We start from the raw sequence: 17,600 nt of genomic DNA, 5'->3' as shown, positions 1-17,600 counted from the left end.
CACGCAGCCTCCCCGGATTGCATCCGGGCTACGGGCTGAGCCCATGCAAACCCCGGCCAGCCAACCCGGCATCCATATCGCCCTCGGCGAGCTCATCGACATGCGCCACAAGGTGCATGAAGTGCCGCTGTTTTCCACCCCGGCCCGGCGCAGCCCGCTGACTGGCCTGCATCACTCCAAGCTGCGCGGTCGTGGCGTGGACTTCGACCAGGTGCGTATCTACCAACCGGGCGACGACGTGCGCACCATCGACTGGCGCGTCACCGCACGCACCCAGGAGCCACACACCAAGCTGTTCCACGAAGAGCGCGAGCGCCCCATCTTCATCATCAGTGAACAGAGCCAGCGCCTGTTCTTCGGCTCCGGCCAGTGCTTCAAATCCGTGCTCGCAGCGCGCGCCGCCGCGCTGATCGGCTGGGCTGCGCTGGGCCATAACGACCGCATCGGCGGTCTGGTGTTCGCCGACAACGAGCATCACGAAGTCAAGCCACGGCGCAGCAAGCAAAGCCTGCTGCAACTGCTCAACCTGTTGGCCCGCGCCAACCAGGCGCTCGGTCCGCAGAGCCAGGCCAACACCGGACGCGACAATTTCGGCCTGGCCCTGCGCCGCGCTCGCGAGGTGTTGCGCCCGGGCAGCCTGGTGATCGTGCTGTGCGATGAGCGCGCCCTCAGCGACAACGCCGAGCAGCAACTGACGCTGCTGGCGCGCCACACCGATCTGCTGCTGCTACCGCTGTCCGACCCGCTCGACCACGCGTTGCCGGCTGCCGGCCTGCTGCGCTTCACCCAGAACGCTGCGCAGCTGGAACTCGACAGCCACAATGGCGACCTGCGCCAGGCCTATCGCGCCCAGGCCCAGGCCCGTGAAGCGCGCTGGCAGCGCCTAGCGCAGAAACTGGGGGTACCGCTGCTACCGTTGAGCACGCAGTTCGAGCTGGTCGAGCAATTGCAGGAGCAGCTCAGCACCCTGCATTCGAGAAAGTCGCTATGAACCCCATCGACCAGTTGCAGCCGCTGATCGACCCAGCGCCCGTGCCCTGGTGGCCGCCGGCACCGGGCTGGTGGCTGCTCGCCGTGCTGCTGCCGCTGCTTGGCTGGGGACTCTGGCGTCTGCTGCGCAGCTGGCGGCGGCGTCAGCCCAGTTCACAGGCGGAACAAGCGCTAGACCCACTGCGCCAGGCCGCACTCGACGAGCTGTCACGCCTGAGCAAGCCCTACGACGGCGCACCAGCCGGCCCCTGGCTGCAACAACTCAACGCCCTGCTCAAGCGCCTGTGCCGCGAACGCTATCCCGAGAGCGCCAGCCACACCCTGAGCAGCCGCGCCTGGCTGGCGTTTCTCGACAATCGTTGCCCCGCAGCCGGACTGACCCGTTGGATGATCCTGGTCGACGGCAGCTACAGGCCGCAGTGCACACTGAGCGACAAGGCCATCACCGAGCTCGATCAGGCCGTCGCCACCTGGATTCGCAAGCATGTTTGAGTTCGCCTGGCCCTGGGTCTTTCTGCTCGCGCCACTGCCCTGGCTGTTGCGCCTGCTGTTGCCGCCCGCTGACAGTGGCGACGCAGCGTTACGCGTTGGTTTTCTCGACGAGCTGCAAGCCCTGAGCGGCCGGCGCGCTCGTGCCGCCCTGCCCAGCTGGCGTCAGCAGGCGCCCCTGGTGTTGCTCTGGTGCCTGCTGCTGTGCGCCGCGGCGCGGCCTCAGTGGGTCGGCGAACCACTGCCGCTGCCAGCCAGCGGCCGCGATCTGCTGCTCGCTGTGGATGTTTCGGGGTCGATGGATTACGCCGACATGCAGTGGGACGACGAGCCGATCAGCCGCCTCGAACTGGTCAAACGCCTGCTCGGTGACTTCATCGAGGGGCGCCGTGGCGACCGAGTTGGCCTGATCCTGTTCGGCAGCCAGGCTTATCTGCAGGCCCCGCTAACGTTCGATCGCGTCACCGTGCGCACCTGGCTGGACGAGGCCCTGATCGGCATCGCGGGCAAGAACACGGCCATCGGCGACGCCATCGGCCTGGCCGTGAAACGCCTGCGTCAGCGCCCGGCGCAGAGTCGCGTGCTGGTGCTGATCACCGATGGCGCGAACAACGGGGGCGAGATCGATCCGATGGTAGCTGCGCAGTTGGCCGCCGACGAAGGGATACGCATCTACACCATCGGCATCGGCGCCGACCCGCAGCAAAGCGGTGCGTTCGGCAACTTCGGTTTCAGCGCCCTGGACCTGGACGAAACCAGTCTGCGCGCCATCAGCGATGTCACCGGCGGCGAGTATTTCCGCGCACGCGACCAGGCCGAGCTGCAACAGATCGAACTGACCCTCGATCGGCTAGAGCCGGTTGCCCAGCAGCCCACCCTGGCCCGCCCTGCCCTGGCCCTCTATGCCTGGCCACTGGCACTGGTGCTGCTGGGCTCGCTGTTCCTGGTCGGCCAGGTGCTTTGGCCTGATCTGCCGCAGCGGCTGCGGAGGCGCGCATGAGCATGCTCTGGCCGGAATGGCTGCGCCCGTTGTGGTTGCTGGCGGTGCCCGTGCTGGCCTGGTTGCTCTGGCGCCTGTGGCATCGCGAGCGCCAGAGCGGACGTTGGCAACTGCTGCTGCCGGCAGCCTTTCATCAGGCGCTGCTTACAGGCGGCAGTGGCCGTTCCAGCAAGCTGCCCTGGCTGGCGCTTGGCCTGGCCTGGTTGCTGGCCGTGCTGGCGCTGCTCGGCCCGAGCTGGCAGCGCGTGGAACAGAGCCCGCAGAAACCGGCCGATCCGCTGTTGATCCTGCTCGAACTGACCCCGCAAATGCTTGCCACCGACGGCCGCCCCAATCGACTGGAGCAGGCCCGGCGCAAGCTGCTCGATCTGCTCGAGGCACGTCGCGACGCGCAGACGGCCATCATCGTCTATGCCGGCAGCGCCCACAGCCTGGTGCCGCTTTCCGACGACCTGGCCACCAGTCGCAACCTGCTGGAGGCGTTGAAACCATCGTTGATGCCGGAACCGGGCCGTCGCGCCGACCTGGCAGTGGCCCGCGCGCTGCAACTGCTCGACCAGGCGCAACTGGGCCAGGGTCGCCTGTTGCTGATCACCAGCGCCCTCGATGCAGAGGAACGCAGCGGTATCCAGCAGGCACTGGAAAAGCGCAAGGTGCCGCTGCTGATTCTCGGTGTAGGCAGCCGCGAAGGCGCTCCGGTGGTGCAGGAGGACGGCAGCTTCCTCAAGGACCAGCGCGGCGCCATTCAGATTCCTCGCCTCGATGCGCGTGGCCTGCGGGAAACCGCGGAAGCCCATGGCGGCCGCTACGCGCCGATCCGCCTGGACGACGAGGACCTGCGTCGCCTGGGCCTGCTCGACGGCCCGCAGGCCATGCGCGCTGCGGGTGAGCCGACATTGCTCGATAGCCACATCGACCAGGGCTACTGGCTGTTGCTGCCCCTGCTGTTGCTGGCGGCCTGTGCCGGCCGCCGTGGCTGGCTGTTCTGCCTGCCGCTGCTGCTGATGCTGCCGCCACAAAGCAGCCAGGCCTTCGAGTTCGAGGACCTCTGGCTGCGCCCCGATCAGCAGGGTCAACGCCTGCTCGAAGCCCAGCGCCCGGACGAGGCGGCACAGCGCTTCGTCGATCCGCAGTGGCAAGGCAAGGCGCTCTATGAAGCCGAGGACTATGCCGCCGCGGCTGAACGCTTCGCCAAGGGCGACAGCGCAGTCGACCACTACAACCGCGGCAACGCCCTGGCCAAGGGCGGCGAACTGGAGGCTGCGCTCGACGCCTACGAGCAGGCCCTGGAGCGCCAGCCTGAACTGGCTGCCGCACAACACAACAAGGCGTTGGTGGAAGAAGCGTTGCGCCAGCGCGAAAACCAGCAGCAGTCCGCCGAAGGCGATTCGGACGAGCAGCAGGAGCCCGCCAAGGAGCCGCCGCAGGAGAACGAATCGTCCACCGGACAGCCCGCCGAGAAGGACACCGGGCAACCGGCCAAGCCAGGCAGCGCTGGCGAACACAGTGAGAGCAACGAGACCCAGGGCAGCGCCAACGGCGCCAGTGAGGACGACGTGCAGCCCGCCCCCGGCAATAGAAGCCTGGACGACCTCGAGCCCGTCGAGCAACCACGCACGGAGGCCGACCTGGGCACTGCGGCAGAACGCCGGCAAGCGCTGGAACAATGGTTGCGGCAGATCCCGGACGACCCGGCCGAACTGCTGCGGCGCAAATTCTGGTATGAACAGCAACAGCGTCAGGACTCGAACCGATGAACCGTCTGGTCTTCCTGCTTCTCCTACTGCTCGCGGGGCAGGCCTACGCCGACGCCTTTTTCGCCAGCGTCGACCGCACTCGCCTGAGCGAAGGCGAAACCGTGGTGCTGACGCTGGAGTCGACCGACCCAACCCGCTTCGGCCGACCTGACCTGAGCCCACTGGATAAGGACTTCGAAGTGCTCGGCAGCCGCCAGGTCAATCGCCTGAGCAGCATCGGCGATACGCCACGCGCCAGCACCCGCTGGATCCTGACCCTGCAACCACGCAGCAGCGGCGAGGTGACGATCCCGGCTATCCACCTGGAGGATGCCCAGAGCCTGCCGATCACGCTCAGCGTCGAGGAAGCCGTCAGTGCCGGCGACGGCGACAAGCTGGCGCCGGTGTTCATCGACGCCAGCCTCGATCAACCCAGCGTCTACGTGCAAGCCCAGGCCGTGTTGACCCTGCGCATCTACCACTCGGTGTCCATGTATGACGACAGCAGCCTGACGCCGCTGCGACTGCCCGATGCACGCGTCGAACAACTGGGCGAACCGCGCACCTACGAAAAGAGCATCGGCGGTGTGCTGCACGGCGTGATCGAATTGCAGTACGCCATCTATCCACAGCGCAGCGGCGAACTGGTCATTCCCGGGCAAACCTTCAGCGCGACCCTGGTCGACCGCTCGCGCAACAATGAGTTTCTGCCATTCGGCCCTCGTGCCGGCAAGGTTTCGCGGGTCAAGTCGCCCGACATCCCGCTGCAGGTCAAACCCAAACCGGCTGACTACCCGCCTGACGCGCCCTGGCTGCCAGCACGCGCGCTGGGCCTGGCGGAAACCTGGAACCCGCAACCGGAGCAGAGCCAGGTCGGCGATTCCCTGACCCGCCGCCTGATTCTCAAGGTCGATGGCCTGTCCAGCGCACAGCTGCCGCCCTTGCCGGCGACCCGCGTCGATGGCCTGCGTCGCTACCCGGACCAGCCGCAGATGAGCGACCAGAAGAGCGAGAACGGCATCATCGGCACCCGCGAAGAACGCGAGGCACTGGTGCCCAATCGCAGCGGCAGCTTCGAACTGCCGCCGCTGGAAATATTGTGGTGGAACACCCAGACCGACACGCTGGAGCGCACCACCCTGTCCGCCCGCACCCTGCAGGTCGCCGAAAACCCGCTACTGCAGAACGACGAACAACCCACTACGCCGATGGTCACGCCCCAGGTGATCGAGGGGCCGGAGCTCTGGCCCTGGCAACTGGCCTGTGCGCTGCTGAGCCTGACCACCCTGCTCGGCTTCGGCCTGTGGTGGCATGCCCGCCGGCAACCGGCAATCCAGCGCGCGGCACAGGCCGGACCCAGCCCGCGCACGCTGCTCGATGATCTCAAGCGCGCCTGCCAGGCTGGCGATGCCCAGGCCACCCGCCATGCCCTGGACGCCTGGGCCCGCCAACAACCGGAAACCCTCGCCGACATGGCGGCGCGCTATGTGCCGCTGTCGGACGCACTCGATGGTCTCAACGGCGCGCTGTACAGCGAGACGGGCCAGCAGTGGCAAGGCGAGGAACTGTGGAAAGCGATTCGCAACCTGCCCGCTGCGCAGGAACCGAGTGCGGCGCAGCAGGACAGCAGCGCACTACCGCCGCTGTATCCGCGCTAAGGTATCCACGCGCCCCGGGTTGCATCCGGGCTACGGGCCAAGGCATCCGCACCACGCATTGCGGATGGGAAAAGCGTCATCCAAGCGACAGCAAAGCCGCATCCACCATGCGCTCTGAACAGTATCGCGGCTGCAGCCCGGCCACTCCCCCCACAACAGTGCGCGGGTATCCCGGCATGGCCGCATGGCACCTGCGGGAGCGGCTTTAGCCGTGATCAAAGCTCGCCGCTAAAGCGCCTCCCCCCCATCGCCGCACGACGGCTCGTGGCCCGGATGCAATCCGGGGCCAGCGCTCAACTACATCGCAAAAAACAAAAACCGCGGCCCGAGGGCCGCGGTTCTGGTCTTGCGAGCCAGGCTTCAAGCCTTGGCGCGCAACTTCTCCGGGTTGATCAGGAAACGCGCCAGTGCCGGCAGCAACCAGATCGCGCCGATCATGTTCCAGAGGAACATGAAGGTCAGCATCAGCCCCATGTCGGCCTGGAACTTGATGGCCGAGAAGATCCAGGTCGCCACGCCGATGGCCAGGCAGATACCGGTGAACAGCACGGCCTTGCCGGTGGACTTGAGCGTCTCGTAGTACGCGTCCTGCAGGGACAATCCCTGACGCAGGTAGGTCTCCAGGCGGCTGTAGATGTAGATGCCGTAGTCGACACCGATCCCCACACCCAGCGCGATCACCGGCAGCGTGGCAACCTTGACGCCGATGCCCATGAACGCCATCAGCGCGTTGCCCAGTACCGAGGTCAGCACCAGCGGCAGGATCACGCACAGCGTCGCAGCCAGCGAGCGGAACGTCAGCAGGCACATGATGCTCACCGCCGCATAGACCGCGATCAGCATGGTGGTCTCGGACGCCGCGATCACCTCATTGGTGGCGGCCTCGATACCGGCGTTGCCCGCTGCCAGTACCACCTGCAGATCATCGGTGCTGTGCTGAGCGGCGAACTCTTCGGCGGCGGCCACGGCGCGCGACAGGGTCTCGGCCTTGTGATCCTCGAGGAACACCAGCACCGGTGCCACCGAACAGTCTGCGTTGTACAGCCCTTCAGCTCGGGCGATGGAGTTGTTCAGCACGTCCTGGTTGCGCGACAGGGTTTCCCATTTCAGGTTGCCCTCGTTCATGCCCTTGATCACCTGCTTGGACACAGTGACCATGGAGATGGCCGACTGCACGCCTTCGGTGTTCTCCATCTTCCACATCAGCTCGTCCATCGCGGACAGCGCTTCATAGGTGGAACAGCCTTCGGTAGGCGTCTTGATCATCACCACCAGCACGTCGGAACTGGTCGAGTAGTTGCGGATGACGAAGTCGTTATCCAAGTTGTAGCGCGAGTCCGGATGCAGCTCCGGCGCGCCCTGGTCGAGGTCGCCGATCTTCAGGTTCTGGCCGTACCAGACACCGCCAGCCAGCGCCACCACGGCGACCACGACGGAGATGGGCGCCACCATCGGATGGGCAAAGTTGGAAATGGCGCGCCAGAACGGATGGTCCTTGGCCGCCTCTTCACGACTGATCTTCACCGCCTTCTGACTGATGCCGATGTAGGAGATCATCACCGGCAGCAGGATCAGGTTGGTCAGAATGATCACCGCCACGCCCATCGATGCGCCGATGGCCAGTTCGCGAATCACGCCGATGTCGATCAGCAGCAGGGTGACGAAACCGACGGCGTCGGACAGCAGCGCCACCAGGCCAGGAATGAACAGCTGACGGAACGCCATGCGCGCGGCGGACAGGGCGTCGGTCGCCTCGCCCGACGCCATGGCGATGCCGTTGATCTTCTGCACCCCGTGGGAAATACCGATGGCGAACACCAGGAACGGCACCAGCATCGAGTAAGGGTCAAGACCGAAGCCCAGGGTGTGCAGCAGACCCAGCTGCCAGATCACCGCGATCAGCGTGGTGGTGACCACCGCCAGCGTGCTCTTGAAGCAGTGGGTGAACCACAGCAGCAGGACGAAGGTGATACCGATGGCCACGGCGAAGAACAGCGCCACACCGATCAGGCCGTCGATCAGGTCACCGACCTTCTTGGCGAAACCGATGATGTGCACTTTCACATCGGGGTTTTGCGCCTGGTACTTGTCGCGGATCTTCTCTTCCAGCTCGTGGGAGAACTTCTGGTAGTCGAGCTTGATCAGCTTGCTCTGATCGTTCGGGTCCGGGTAGGACTCCAGCAGCGGGATGTCGACGATGCTGGACTTGAAGTTGTTCGCCACCAGGCGACCGATCTGCCCGGACTTGAGGATGTTGCTGCGCAAATCCTCGAGGCTGTCGGCAGAGCCGTCGTAGGTCTGCGGGATCACCTCACCACCGGCGAAGCCCTCTTCGGTCACTTCGGTCCAGCGTACGCTGGGGCTCCACAGCGACTTCAGGCCGGAGCGGTCGACACCGGGAATGTAGAAGGCCTCGTCATGGATCTGCCGCAGCGTCTCCATGTACTCCTTGCTGAAGATGTCGCCGTTGGTGGCTTCTACCGAGATACGTACCGTGTTGCCCAGGTTGGCCAGGTCATTACGGTGTTCGAGCATCTTCTGGATGTAGGGGTGGCCCAGCGGAATCATCTTCTCGAAGCTGGTCTGCGGGCGCACCTGCGCAGCCTGATAGAACAGGAAGATGCTGATCAGCAGGCAGATCAGGATAACCGCCGGGCGATTGTTGAAAATCAGCCGCTCGAGGAAGGAAGCTGGCTGTTGTTGATGCTTGCTCATGCAAAGGCTCCCGGCTTGTTATTGTTGGCCCAGATCGGCGCCATTCGAGGCGGCGAGGTGAACGCCGCCCTGACCCACCAGAATCAGGTTGCCGTTATCCAGTGCAGTTACCCCGGCCAGGGAAAGACGGTCGGGGCGATTGATCAGGCTGAAGGTCTGACCATGATCCTTGCTGCGCAGCACGGTGCCGCCATGTCCCACCACCACGACGCTGCCATCCTTTAGCAGCGTGCCATCGGCCAGACCGAACTCCAGCGGGCCATTGTTCGGCGTGTTGAGCATGACCTGCTGCCAGCTTTGCCCGAAGTCGGTGGAGCGAAACAGGTGGCCGCGCAGACCGTAGACCAGCAAGGTCGCCGGCTGATCGGTACCAACCACGCCGAACAGCGAGCCCTCGTAAGGTACGTCCTCGATGCGCTCCCAGGTCTGTCCCCAGTCGGCGGAGCGGAACATCTGCCCCAGCTCGCCGACGATGAACAGACCGGAGTCCTTCACCGCGGCAATGGCATTGAGGTGGTAGGCGTCTTCGTTGTCGAGACGATCGCTGACGTCTTCCCAGTTCTGGCCGCCATCGGTGGTTTCCAGCAACGCGCCGTACGCCCCAACGGCGTAACCGGTTTGCAGGTCCTTGAACCAGATGTCCAGCAGCGGCGCTTCGCGCTCGAGGTCTTCGAACTGTTTGGTCCAGGTCAGGCCGCCATCGGTCGTTGCGAGAATCTGCGCATCGTGACCGACCACCCAACCATGCTGGGCATCGGCGAAGAACAGGGACGTCAGCATCTGCCGGGTTGGCACCTTGGCCTGCTGCCAGCTTTGTCCCTGATCGTTGGAATAGAGAATGTGGCCGCGGTCGCCTACGGCAACCAGGCGCTCGCCGGTGTTGACGACATCGAGCAGCAGGCTGTGTACGGCCTTGGGCGACTCAATGGCATAGCCGGCCTCGGCTTTGGCCGTGGTCTCGGCCTGCAAGGGTGCGGCAGCGAAAGCCAGGATGGAAAGCACACTGCACAGCGAGAGCGCTTTAGCCAGCGGCGAATGGACACGGAGCGCCGATTTGCGCGCCAGATTGGGCGCCAGACCGGACTGGGTGCGCCGCATGACGGGCTCACTCATATACCTTCCCCCTTTCTTGTTATAGGCGGTACTACTGATCACGCCCATCCTAGCGAGCTTAGGAAAGCCCTGACAATTGGCGCGACGTTATGTTTTGTTAAAGCAAAAGCCGCGTTATAGAAGCCTATTCGCCACGCTGATGCGAAAAGGCCGCTACTACTGTAGCGGCCTTCGCTGGAGACTACACAACTATTATCGAGTGCCGCGGCGACGCAGGGCAGCCGGCTTGAAATAGCCGTCGTCCGGAACCGCCTGGGTGAAATCGATGGTGTTGTTCTCTTCGTTATCCAGGTTCTGTACGTGGTAGCGACGCGCCTGCAGGTCATGGAACACATCGAGCGCAGACCAGGTGGTCGGCAGATCGTAGTAGTTCTTCAGGTAGGCGATGGAAACGCGCCACAGCTCACCACGACCGTCGTACTGATCCACCACGGCGGCTTGCCAGCTGTCCTCGTCGAGGAACAGAGTGCGCTTGGAGTAGATATGACGGGCGCCGGACTTCAGCGTACCTTCCACAACCCATACGCGGTGCAGCTCGTTACGGGTCAGCGCCGGATTCAGGTGACCGACCTGCAGCAGATCCTTGTACTTAACGTCAGGGCTGGTGACCTTGTAGTTGTTATACGGGATGTAGATTTCCTTCTTGCCCACCAGTTTCCAGTCATAGCGATCCGGGGCACCGTTGAACATGTCGGTGTCGTCGGCAGTACGCAGGCCGTCGGCCGCCGCGATCGGCGTGTCGTAAGCCAGGTTCGGCGCACGACGCACACGACGCTGACCGGCGTTGTAGCCCCAGGCCTGCCGCGGTTCCTTCACCTGATCGAGGGTCTCGTGAACCAGCACCGCACCACCGGCCAGACGCGCCGGACTGGTGGTGAAGGACAGGTAATAGAACATGATGTTGTTCAGGTCGGCGAAGGAGCCATTCTGCAGGTAGTACTTGAACAGCGCTTCCTGCTGGGAGGTAACCAGCGAGTAGGCACCGTTGCGCTGTACCGCCACTTCCGAGGCACGCCGCACGATGTAGGTGCCGCGGTAGCGGGCGATGTGGTTCCACAGCGCTTCCACGCCGTTTTGCGGAATCGGGAACGGGATACCGCCGTAGGCATCGGAGAAGCCGTTGCCGCCATCGACCAACTTGGCAGTGGTGGCGTTCTTGATGGTGTTGTCATAGACCCACTGGGGCGCAGAGCCGGAGCGGCGGGTCTGGTAGACCGGCATCTGGTAGGTTTCCGGATAGGCCTTGAACATGGCGATCTGACCGGGGGTCAGATTGGCCTCGTACTGGCTCAGGTTGGCCGCGGTAATGGTGAACAGCGGCTTGTCATCCGGGAACGGATCGATGTGGTGCTGGCCGGAACGGGTGTAGCCAGCCGGAGCCTGGGTGATGCCACCGGTCCAAGCCGGAATGGTGCCGGCAGCGTTGCCAGCCTTCTCGGCGCCGAAGGGGGTCAGCGTGTCGCCGAGCTTGGCCGCTTCCTGCGAGGAAACGGCAGCCAGAGCGGAACCGGCAGAAAACGCCAGTGCAACGGCTACGGCCATCAGCCTGTGCTTGTTCAGCATGGGTAATTCTCCGTGAAGAGTCTGGCCGGGCGCCCGAGAGCGCCCGGCGTGTTTCTGGTTATAGGTACACAGGGTGTCTGCACAGCAATACAGCAGCCATGTGCAGACGACCCCCTTAGAAGGAGTACTTGACGTTCAGGCCAATATTGTCGCGATCACGCGAACCGTTGTTCTGGCCAGCGCCATAGAACTCGGTGTACTGGATCTCGGCTTCCAGGCTGTTCAGGTAACTGGCGCGCATACCAACGGTGTACGCCTTGCGACCCTCGATGAAGTTGCCGGTCTGGTGCGAGTTACCCTCGAAATCGTGCTTGAACACGGCGAACGGCGACAGGTTCACACCGGCATAAACGTCGTTCCAGGTACCGGAGAGCACCAGGGTATAGCCGTAGGCGTTCTTGTTGACCTGATCGTCACGATCATAGCCGGAGATGTAGGAGCCGTTACCGCGGCCGGCGTAGTAGCGAGTGCCGTTGCGCGAGTTGTACTGCAGGCTGTCGCCACGCAGGTGCTCGGAGGCCAGTTCGGCAACGCCGAACAGCGAATCGAAACCAAAGCTCGGACCGAAGTTGTAGATGGTGCCCAGAGAGGTATTGAAGGCTTCGACACGGGTGTAGTTGTGGATCTGGTCACCCAGCTGCACTTGCTGGCCGCCGATATTTACACGGCTACCGCCAGCCAACTGAGGTGCCTGGGTCAGCAGATCGCCGAGCAGGTCGTTGGTAGCAGCGATACCAATCGGCAAGTTCGGACGGTAAGACAGCTCACCGAATACCGACGCGTTGCCGACAGTGGTGTTGAAGCTGAAGCCGTACATACGAATGTCTTCGGCGTATTCGCGGCGAGCGTTGACTTGGTTGGCAACGTCGATAGTTGCTAGCCCTCCAGCACCAACAGCCCCTACTGCACCAATAAGTGTCGCCATATCGAGACCTTGGTAATTCCCCAGGTCCGCGTAGATCGTGGGTTCTTTGGCATGGTAGTTGACGAAGTAGAAGCCAAACTCGGTGGAGTTCAGCTCTTCAGCGATATAACGGAAAGCGACGCCAAACTGGCCATCGTTCCTGGCATTGATGTCAGGACCAATGCTCGCCACCTTGATATTGCCATTGCCATCGACAGTACGGCCGCCCTGCAGCCCACCTACACCCGCTGCGCTCAACCCGGAATACAGTCCCGCCAGAGGAACAAGAGCAGTCTGAGTCGAATAGGCGGTATTACCACCATCAGCAAACAAATCGGTCTCGGAGAAATAGGTACCTACCGGATCGATAGCGGTTTCTTTCCAGTTGAACTGGTAGAAAGCCTCCATCGACAAGTTGTCGGTCAGGCCCAGGTTGAAGCTCAGCGCCTCGACAGGCACCAGCACTTCCTTCACTTCCGAGCCTGGTAGACGGAACTTGGCAGCATCGACCGGGTTGGTGGTATTGATGCCGTTGCGGTAGAACAGGCCTTCACCCCAGTTGAACACCTGCTTACCCAGGCGACCGGAGACCGGCATGTTGCCGACATCCCAGTTGCCATAGACGTAGGCGTCGAGAATCTGCGCGTCACGACCGGCTTTGTGGCGCGTCTCGCGGGTGAAGGTATTGTCGTGCGGATAGCTCTGGCTCGGCTGAGCGGGAGAGTTGGCGTCGTAGTAATCGTTGCGCTTGTCCATGATCTGGGTGTCATAGAACGCGGTACCACGGATAAATACGCCGTAGTTCTGGTAGGACGCTTCCAGATCCGAGGTAATCTTGAACACTTCGGAGACCAGGCCGGTATCGAAGTTGCGATTACCGTCGTTGGTGTTGATGTCGTCGTTGGTCTTGTCCCGACCCTGTACACGCCACAGTTGACCGTAGGAGACGGTGGTATCGATGGAACCGGTGATCTCGTTATCGGCGAAGCTGAACTCCACCGCCTGAGCATGAGCGGCAACCAGCAACGGCAGAACACCAGCGAACGCAAAGCCGGCCTTGGCCGGGGCAAAACGTAGAACGGGCTTGCGGGACTTAATTTCCATCGAGACTCACTCCGTGGACAGATCATTCTTTTGAGCGATCCCGTAACCGGGTCGCGATATGCCGCACTGGCGACGGCTTCTTTTTTATTTGCTGCGACGAGTTCCAACGACCGACGAGCGCGCACTCGCGGTCAAATCCTGTTCAGCACTGCAACCATGGTGCCAATTCAAACAGTTGTATCAGCGCAAACAGGCTTGGGAGAGCCATCGCCGAGTTTCATTTCGTGACTGATCAGCCACTGACCAATGCGTCAGCTATTCCACGAAAAAATGGCGCACTTTGTCCTACGATCCGACGCTTTATGCCACTCACCACGGGCCCTGTAGCGGCGCAAGACAGCGAAGACACATTCGCTGTCAAGCCACAGCGCCCTAACTTAAGTGTGCAAACGAATAACGAATCGCATACATATTTCATTGGGTAACAAAAAAGTGTTACCAACCAGAGGCCGGTAACACTTCTTGTAGAGCAAAACCCGTCTTAGGCCAGGCTTTTGCTCACCACCTCATAGACGTCGCTGGAGAGCTCACCGGAAGCGAGGATGCGCTCCAGCTCAGCCTTCATCTGCGCCTGACGCGCCGCACCGTACTTGCGCCAACGGGTCAGCGGCGCCAGCAGGCGCGAGGCGATCTGCGGGTTGAGGGCGTTGAGGGTGATCACCTGATCGGCGAGAAAGCGATAGCCCGAGCCATCGGCCTGGTGAAAGTTGATCAGGTTCTGGTTGGCGAAGGCGCCGATCAGCGAACGCACCTTGTTCGGGTTCTTCAGGGTGAAGGCTTCGTGTTGCATCAACGCGTGCACACGCTCCAGGCCGCCCGGCAGCGGACAGCCCGCCTGCACGCTGAACCACTGATCCATGACCAGTGGGTTGTCCTTGAAGAAATCGGCGAACATCGCCAGGGCCTTGCCCTGCTCTTCCTGGAACGGCGAGTTGACCAGCACGGCCAGAGCCGACAGGCGCTCGGTCATGTTGTCGGCGTTGTCGAACTGGTCGACGCAGGCCGCCAGCACCTCGGGCTTCTCGCTGAGCATCAGGTACGACAGCGCGATGTTCTGCAGGCTGCGACGGGCGAAGTGCGCCGCCTCGGCCACGTAAGGCGTGGCCTTGGAGACCTCACGGTTGGCCTGGTAACGCTTGAGCAGCGGCGCGAACAGCGCATCGGCCAGCGCCTTGCGAGCGAACTCGCGCGCGGTGTGGATGGCTTCGACATCGGCCACCTCACTGATCTCGGTGAGATAGGCCTCGCCCGGCAGCGAGAGCATCTCCGCGACCATGGCCTGATCCAGCGACTCGTCTTCCAGCAGGGTACGCAGCGCGGCGACCAGGCGCTGGTCCAGGCTCAGCGCCTCACCACGCTGGTGCTGGCCGATCAGTTCCTGCAGCACCTGCACGGACAGCTGCTGACCGGCTTCCCAGCGGTTGAAACCGTCGCTGTCGTGCTGCATGAGGAACATCAGCTGATCGCGGCTGTAGGGGAAGCTCAGCTTGACCGGCGCACTGAAGCCACGCAGCAGCGACGGCAGCGGTTGTTCGGCGATGCCCTCGAAGGTGAAGGTCTGCTCGGCTTCGGTGACCGACATTACGCGGCTGTTGCCCTGTGCGGCCGCTTCGCCCAATAGACGCAACGGCAGCTCATTGCCCTGCGCATCGAGCAGGCCAACCGCCACCGGAATCACGAACGGCAGCTTCTCGCTCTGCCCCGGCGTCGCCGGGCAACTCTGGCGGAAGGTCAGGCTGTAGGTCTGCGCGGCAGCGTCGTAAGCCTCGCTGACCTGCAGACGCGGCGTGCCCGCCTGGGTGTACCAGCGCTTGAATTGGGTCAGGTCGATGCCACTGGCATCTTCCATGGCCTTGACGAAATCGTCGCAGGTCACGGCCTGGCCGTCGTGGCGCTCGAAGTACAGATCCGAGCCCTTGCGAAACAGCTCCGGGCCGAGCAGGGTGTGGATCATGCGCAGCACTTCGGCACCCTTCTCGTAGATGGTCAGGGTGTAGAAGTTGGAGATTTCCATGTACGCATCCGGGCGCACCGGGTGAGCCATGGGGCCAGCATCCTCGGCAAACTGGTGAGTGCGCAGGTAGGCCACGTCCTCGATGCGTTTGACCGTGCGCGAGTGGGTGTCGGCGGAGAACTCGCTGTCACGGAACACGGTGAAACCTTCCTTGAGCGACAGCTGGAACCAGTCGCGGCAGGTCACGCGGTTGCCCGACCAGTTGTGGAAGTATTCGTGCGCCACCACCGCCTCGACGCGCTGGTGCGCAGCATCGGTGGCGGTGTCGGCCTTGGCCAGCACGCAGCTGGAGTTGAAGATGTTGAGGCCCTTGTTCTCCATGGCGCCCATGTTGAAATCGTTGACCGCGACGATCATGAAGATGTCCAGATCGTACTCGCGGCCGTAGACCTCCTCGTCCCACTTCATGGAGCGTTTGAGGCTGTCCATGGCGTGTTGCACCTTGTCGATGTTCTCCGGCTCGACGTAGATACGCAGCGCCACTTCACGGCTGCTCATGGTGGTGAAGCTATCCTCCACACACCACAGATCGCCGGCGACCAGGGCGAACAGATAGGCAGGCTTCTTGAACGGGTCTTCCCAGGTCGCCCAGTGGCGACCGCCCTCTTCCGAGCCGCTGGCAATCGGGTTGCCGTTGGACAGCAGCACCGGGTAGGCATGCTGCTCGGCGCTGACCGTGGTGGTGAACTTGCTCATCACGTCCGGGCGGTCGAGGTAGAAGGTGATCTTGCGAAAGCCCTCGGCCTCGCACTGGGTGCAGAACATCGTGCCGGACTTGTACAGGCCTTCCAGCGCGGTGTTGCTCTCCGGGTGGATGCGCACGCTGCTGTCGACCACGAAGCGCTCCTGAGTCGGCTGCAGGGTCAGGTGGCTGTCGGTCAGCGTGTAGTCGCCCGCACCCAGTTCGCGGTCATCGAGTTTGAGCTCGAGCAACTCGAGCTGCTGGCCATCGAGCACCAGTGCAGGCAAGCCGGCACCGGCCTCGGGGTTACGACGCATGACCAGTTGCGCATGCACCAGGCTGTGATCCTCGAACAGCTCGAAGGTCAGGTGGGTCTCGTCGATCAGGTAATCCGGTACCTGATAGTCCTTCAGATAAATGGTCTTGGATTGTTCGGTGCGCATGGCTCTCGGCCCCTTGTCGGCGGCGCCGTCCGGCGCCGGGTAGCAATCAGGTATCAGCCGGCGATCTCGTGGACAGCCAGCTGGTAAGCGGTGTACTTGCGGATATTGATCACGCCGGTGTCGAACATCAGGTACTGGCCCTTGATACCGAGCAGAGTACCCTCGGCCAGCGGCTGCTTGTCCAGATTGAAGCTGGTGATCTTCGCCGGGTAGGCCTCGATCGGGTAGCGGATGTCCAGCACCTCGGCATCATTCAGCGGCTGGATGGCCTGCAGGCCGAAACGCTGCTGCAGCTCGGCAATGCCCGCGCCACAGCTGTCGAACAGCTGTTCGCGAATCGCCGGCAGATCGACCGGTGCGGCATCGCCCTTGAGCAACGCGCGCCAGTTGGTCTTGTCCGCCACGCGCGTACGCAGCAGATCCTCGACGAAGCCGGACTGCTGCCGGGTGGCCACGCGCAGGATCGGCAGCGCCTGGGTCGCGCCCTGATCGATCCAGCGTGTCGGCACCTGGCTGGAACGGGTGATGCCGACCTTCACGCCACTGGAGTTGGCCAGATAGACGATGTGGTCGGTCATGCAGAACTGCTCGCCCCAGCTCGGCTCGCGGCAGGTGCCGGCGTCGTAGTGGCACTTCTCGGGGCTCATGATGCACACGTCGCATTGCGCCAGCTTCTGCATACAGGGGTAGCAGTAGCCCTGGCTGAAACTGGTCTTGGTCTTGCGCCCGCAGTGCGTGCAATGAATGGCGCCGAGGTACTCCAAGCGCAGGTGCTTGCCCACCAGCGGGTTGACCGGCACCTCTTCATCGCCCAGGCGAAAGGCGTACTGCACCGGCGCCTCCAGATGCGCCTTCATCTTGCTCAGCGAGCCACGTCCCAACTCAGCCATCAGTGCAGGGTATCCGAAGAGCTGAACAGCAGGTTCGGTACCGGCTCGGACTTGGACTTGCACGCCTGCTCCCCCATGTAGCCGGTGCGCTCTTCCTCGGGCAGATTCTGCATTTCCCAGGCGATCATCGCCTGCAGGCTCAGCTCTTTCTGTTCCTGGGTCAGCTTGCGGCCATCGGGCCATTTGCCGATCTCCACGGCCAGCTTGAGGCTCTCGTAGATTTCCGGGGTGATGTTTTCAATCGCATCGAGAAAGGACGACATTCAGGTCTCCAGATAAATCGTAGAGCGGGTAGCCCC

General features: G+C 63.0%; 12 protein-coding genes. 5 read left to right on the top strand and 7 right to left on the bottom strand.

Annotated elements, in window-relative coordinates; all coding sequences use genetic code 11:
• Positions 1-43 precede the first annotated feature (43 nt).
• Genes ACN8M7_RS13380 through ACN8M7_RS13360 form a run of 5 tightly spaced genes read left to right on the top strand, consistent with a single transcriptional unit; the run spans position 44 to position 5,873 of the window.
• A complete protein-coding gene (locus ACN8M7_RS13380) occupies positions 44-991 on the top strand; it encodes a DUF58 domain-containing protein (RefSeq protein ID WP_061238050.1) in 948 nt (315 codons plus the stop codon).
• On the top strand, positions 988-1,482 hold the full coding sequence (locus ACN8M7_RS13375) for a DUF4381 domain-containing protein (RefSeq protein ID WP_490261071.1): 495 nt from the start codon (positions 988-990) through the stop codon (positions 1,480-1,482). The genes ACN8M7_RS13380 and ACN8M7_RS13375 overlap by 4 nt, the downstream gene beginning before the upstream one ends.
• The gene (locus tag ACN8M7_RS13370; protein WP_490261070.1) at positions 1,475-2,479 is read left to right on the top strand and encodes a vWA domain-containing protein; all 1,005 of its coding nucleotides are present in this window, start codon (positions 1,475-1,477) and stop codon (positions 2,477-2,479) included. Before ACN8M7_RS13375 ends, ACN8M7_RS13370 begins: the two co-directional genes overlap by 8 nt.
• Complete coding sequence (locus ACN8M7_RS13365) at positions 2,476-4,236, top strand: VWA domain-containing protein (protein ID WP_490261069.1); 1,761 nt, start codon at positions 2,476-2,478, stop codon at positions 4,234-4,236. Before ACN8M7_RS13370 ends, ACN8M7_RS13365 begins: the two co-directional genes overlap by 4 nt.
• Positions 4,233-5,873: a BatD family protein gene (locus ACN8M7_RS13360; RefSeq protein ID WP_490261068.1), complete on the top strand. Its 1,641-nt coding sequence runs from the start codon at positions 4,233-4,235 to the stop codon at positions 5,871-5,873. The genes ACN8M7_RS13365 and ACN8M7_RS13360 overlap by 4 nt, the downstream gene beginning before the upstream one ends.
• A gap of 360 nt (positions 5,874-6,233) precedes the next feature.
• Here the strand turns inward: ACN8M7_RS13360 and ACN8M7_RS13355 are convergent, their stop codons facing one another.
• From ACN8M7_RS13355 to ACN8M7_RS13325, 7 genes are all read right to left on the bottom strand, one after another.
• On the bottom strand, positions 6,234-8,588 hold the full coding sequence (locus ACN8M7_RS13355; RefSeq protein WP_061238055.1) for an efflux RND transporter permease subunit: 2,355 nt from the start codon (positions 8,586-8,588) through the stop codon (positions 6,234-6,236).
• Positions 8,589-8,606: 18 nt separating this feature from the next.
• Positions 8,607-9,701 (bottom strand): WD40/YVTN/BNR-like repeat-containing protein, encoded by a 1,095-nt coding sequence (locus ACN8M7_RS13350; protein WP_490261067.1) that lies wholly within the window; start codon positions 9,699-9,701, stop codon positions 8,607-8,609.
• 192 nt (positions 9,702-9,893) lie between these two features.
• Positions 9,894-11,264: a DUF1329 domain-containing protein gene (locus ACN8M7_RS13345; RefSeq protein WP_061238057.1), complete on the bottom strand. Its 1,371-nt coding sequence runs from the start codon at positions 11,262-11,264 to the stop codon at positions 9,894-9,896.
• Positions 11,265-11,379: 115 nt separating this feature from the next.
• Entirely contained in the window at positions 11,380-13,272 is a 1,893-nt protein-coding gene (locus ACN8M7_RS13340) for a DUF1302 domain-containing protein (protein WP_490261066.1), read from the bottom strand.
• A gap of 481 nt (positions 13,273-13,753) precedes the next feature.
• On the bottom strand, positions 13,754-16,411 hold the full coding sequence (gene pepN, locus ACN8M7_RS13335) for an aminopeptidase N (protein WP_490261065.1): 2,658 nt from the start codon (positions 16,409-16,411) through the stop codon (positions 13,754-13,756).
• A gap of 53 nt (positions 16,412-16,464) precedes the next feature.
• Entirely contained in the window at positions 16,465-17,301 is an 837-nt protein-coding gene (locus ACN8M7_RS13330) for a DUF2797 domain-containing protein (RefSeq protein WP_490261064.1), read from the bottom strand.
• On the bottom strand, positions 17,301-17,564 hold the full coding sequence (locus ACN8M7_RS13325) for a YeaC family protein (protein WP_125880259.1): 264 nt from the start codon (positions 17,562-17,564) through the stop codon (positions 17,301-17,303). The genes ACN8M7_RS13330 and ACN8M7_RS13325 overlap by 1 nt, the downstream gene beginning before the upstream one ends.
• Positions 17,565-17,600: the final 36 nt, after the last annotated feature.

Origin of the sequence: Pseudomonas spartinae (assembly GCF_965197125.1) — a bacterium.
Taxonomy (GTDB): domain Bacteria; phylum Pseudomonadota; class Gammaproteobacteria; order Pseudomonadales; family Pseudomonadaceae; genus Aquipseudomonas; species Aquipseudomonas composti_A.
This window is presented reverse-complemented; position numbering and strand designations above follow the sequence as displayed.

Excerpts from the sequence above, each read along its gene's own strand:
- ACN8M7_RS13355 (WP_061238055.1), bottom strand. The coding sequence starts at position 8,588 with ATGAGCAAGCATCAACAACAGCCAGCTTCCTTCCTCGAGCGGCTGATT.
- ACN8M7_RS13370 (WP_490261070.1), top strand. The coding sequence starts at position 1,475 with ATGTTTGAGTTCGCCTGGCCCTGGGTCTTTCTGCTCGCGCCACTGCCC.
- ACN8M7_RS13375 (WP_490261071.1), top strand. The coding sequence starts at position 988 with ATGAACCCCATCGACCAGTTGCAGCCGCTGATCGACCCAGCGCCCGTG.
- ACN8M7_RS13325 (WP_125880259.1), bottom strand. The coding sequence starts at position 17,564 with ATGTCGTCCTTTCTCGATGCGATTGAAAACATCACCCCGGAAATCTAC.
- pepN (WP_490261065.1), bottom strand. The coding sequence starts at position 16,411 with ATGCGCACCGAACAATCCAAGACCATTTATCTGAAGGACTATCAGGTA.
- ACN8M7_RS13340 (WP_490261066.1), bottom strand. The coding sequence starts at position 13,272 with ATGGAAATTAAGTCCCGCAAGCCCGTTCTACGTTTTGCCCCGGCCAAG.
- ACN8M7_RS13380 (WP_061238050.1), top strand. The coding sequence starts at position 44 with ATGCAAACCCCGGCCAGCCAACCCGGCATCCATATCGCCCTCGGCGAG.
- ACN8M7_RS13345 (WP_061238057.1), bottom strand. The coding sequence starts at position 11,264 with ATGCTGAACAAGCACAGGCTGATGGCCGTAGCCGTTGCACTGGCGTTT.
- ACN8M7_RS13350 (WP_490261067.1), bottom strand. The coding sequence starts at position 9,701 with ATGAGTGAGCCCGTCATGCGGCGCACCCAGTCCGGTCTGGCGCCCAAT.
- ACN8M7_RS13365 (WP_490261069.1), top strand. The coding sequence starts at position 2,476 with ATGAGCATGCTCTGGCCGGAATGGCTGCGCCCGTTGTGGTTGCTGGCG.
- ACN8M7_RS13330 (WP_490261064.1), bottom strand. The coding sequence starts at position 17,301 with ATGGCTGAGTTGGGACGTGGCTCGCTGAGCAAGATGAAGGCGCATCTG.
- ACN8M7_RS13360 (WP_490261068.1), top strand. The coding sequence starts at position 4,233 with ATGAACCGTCTGGTCTTCCTGCTTCTCCTACTGCTCGCGGGGCAGGCC.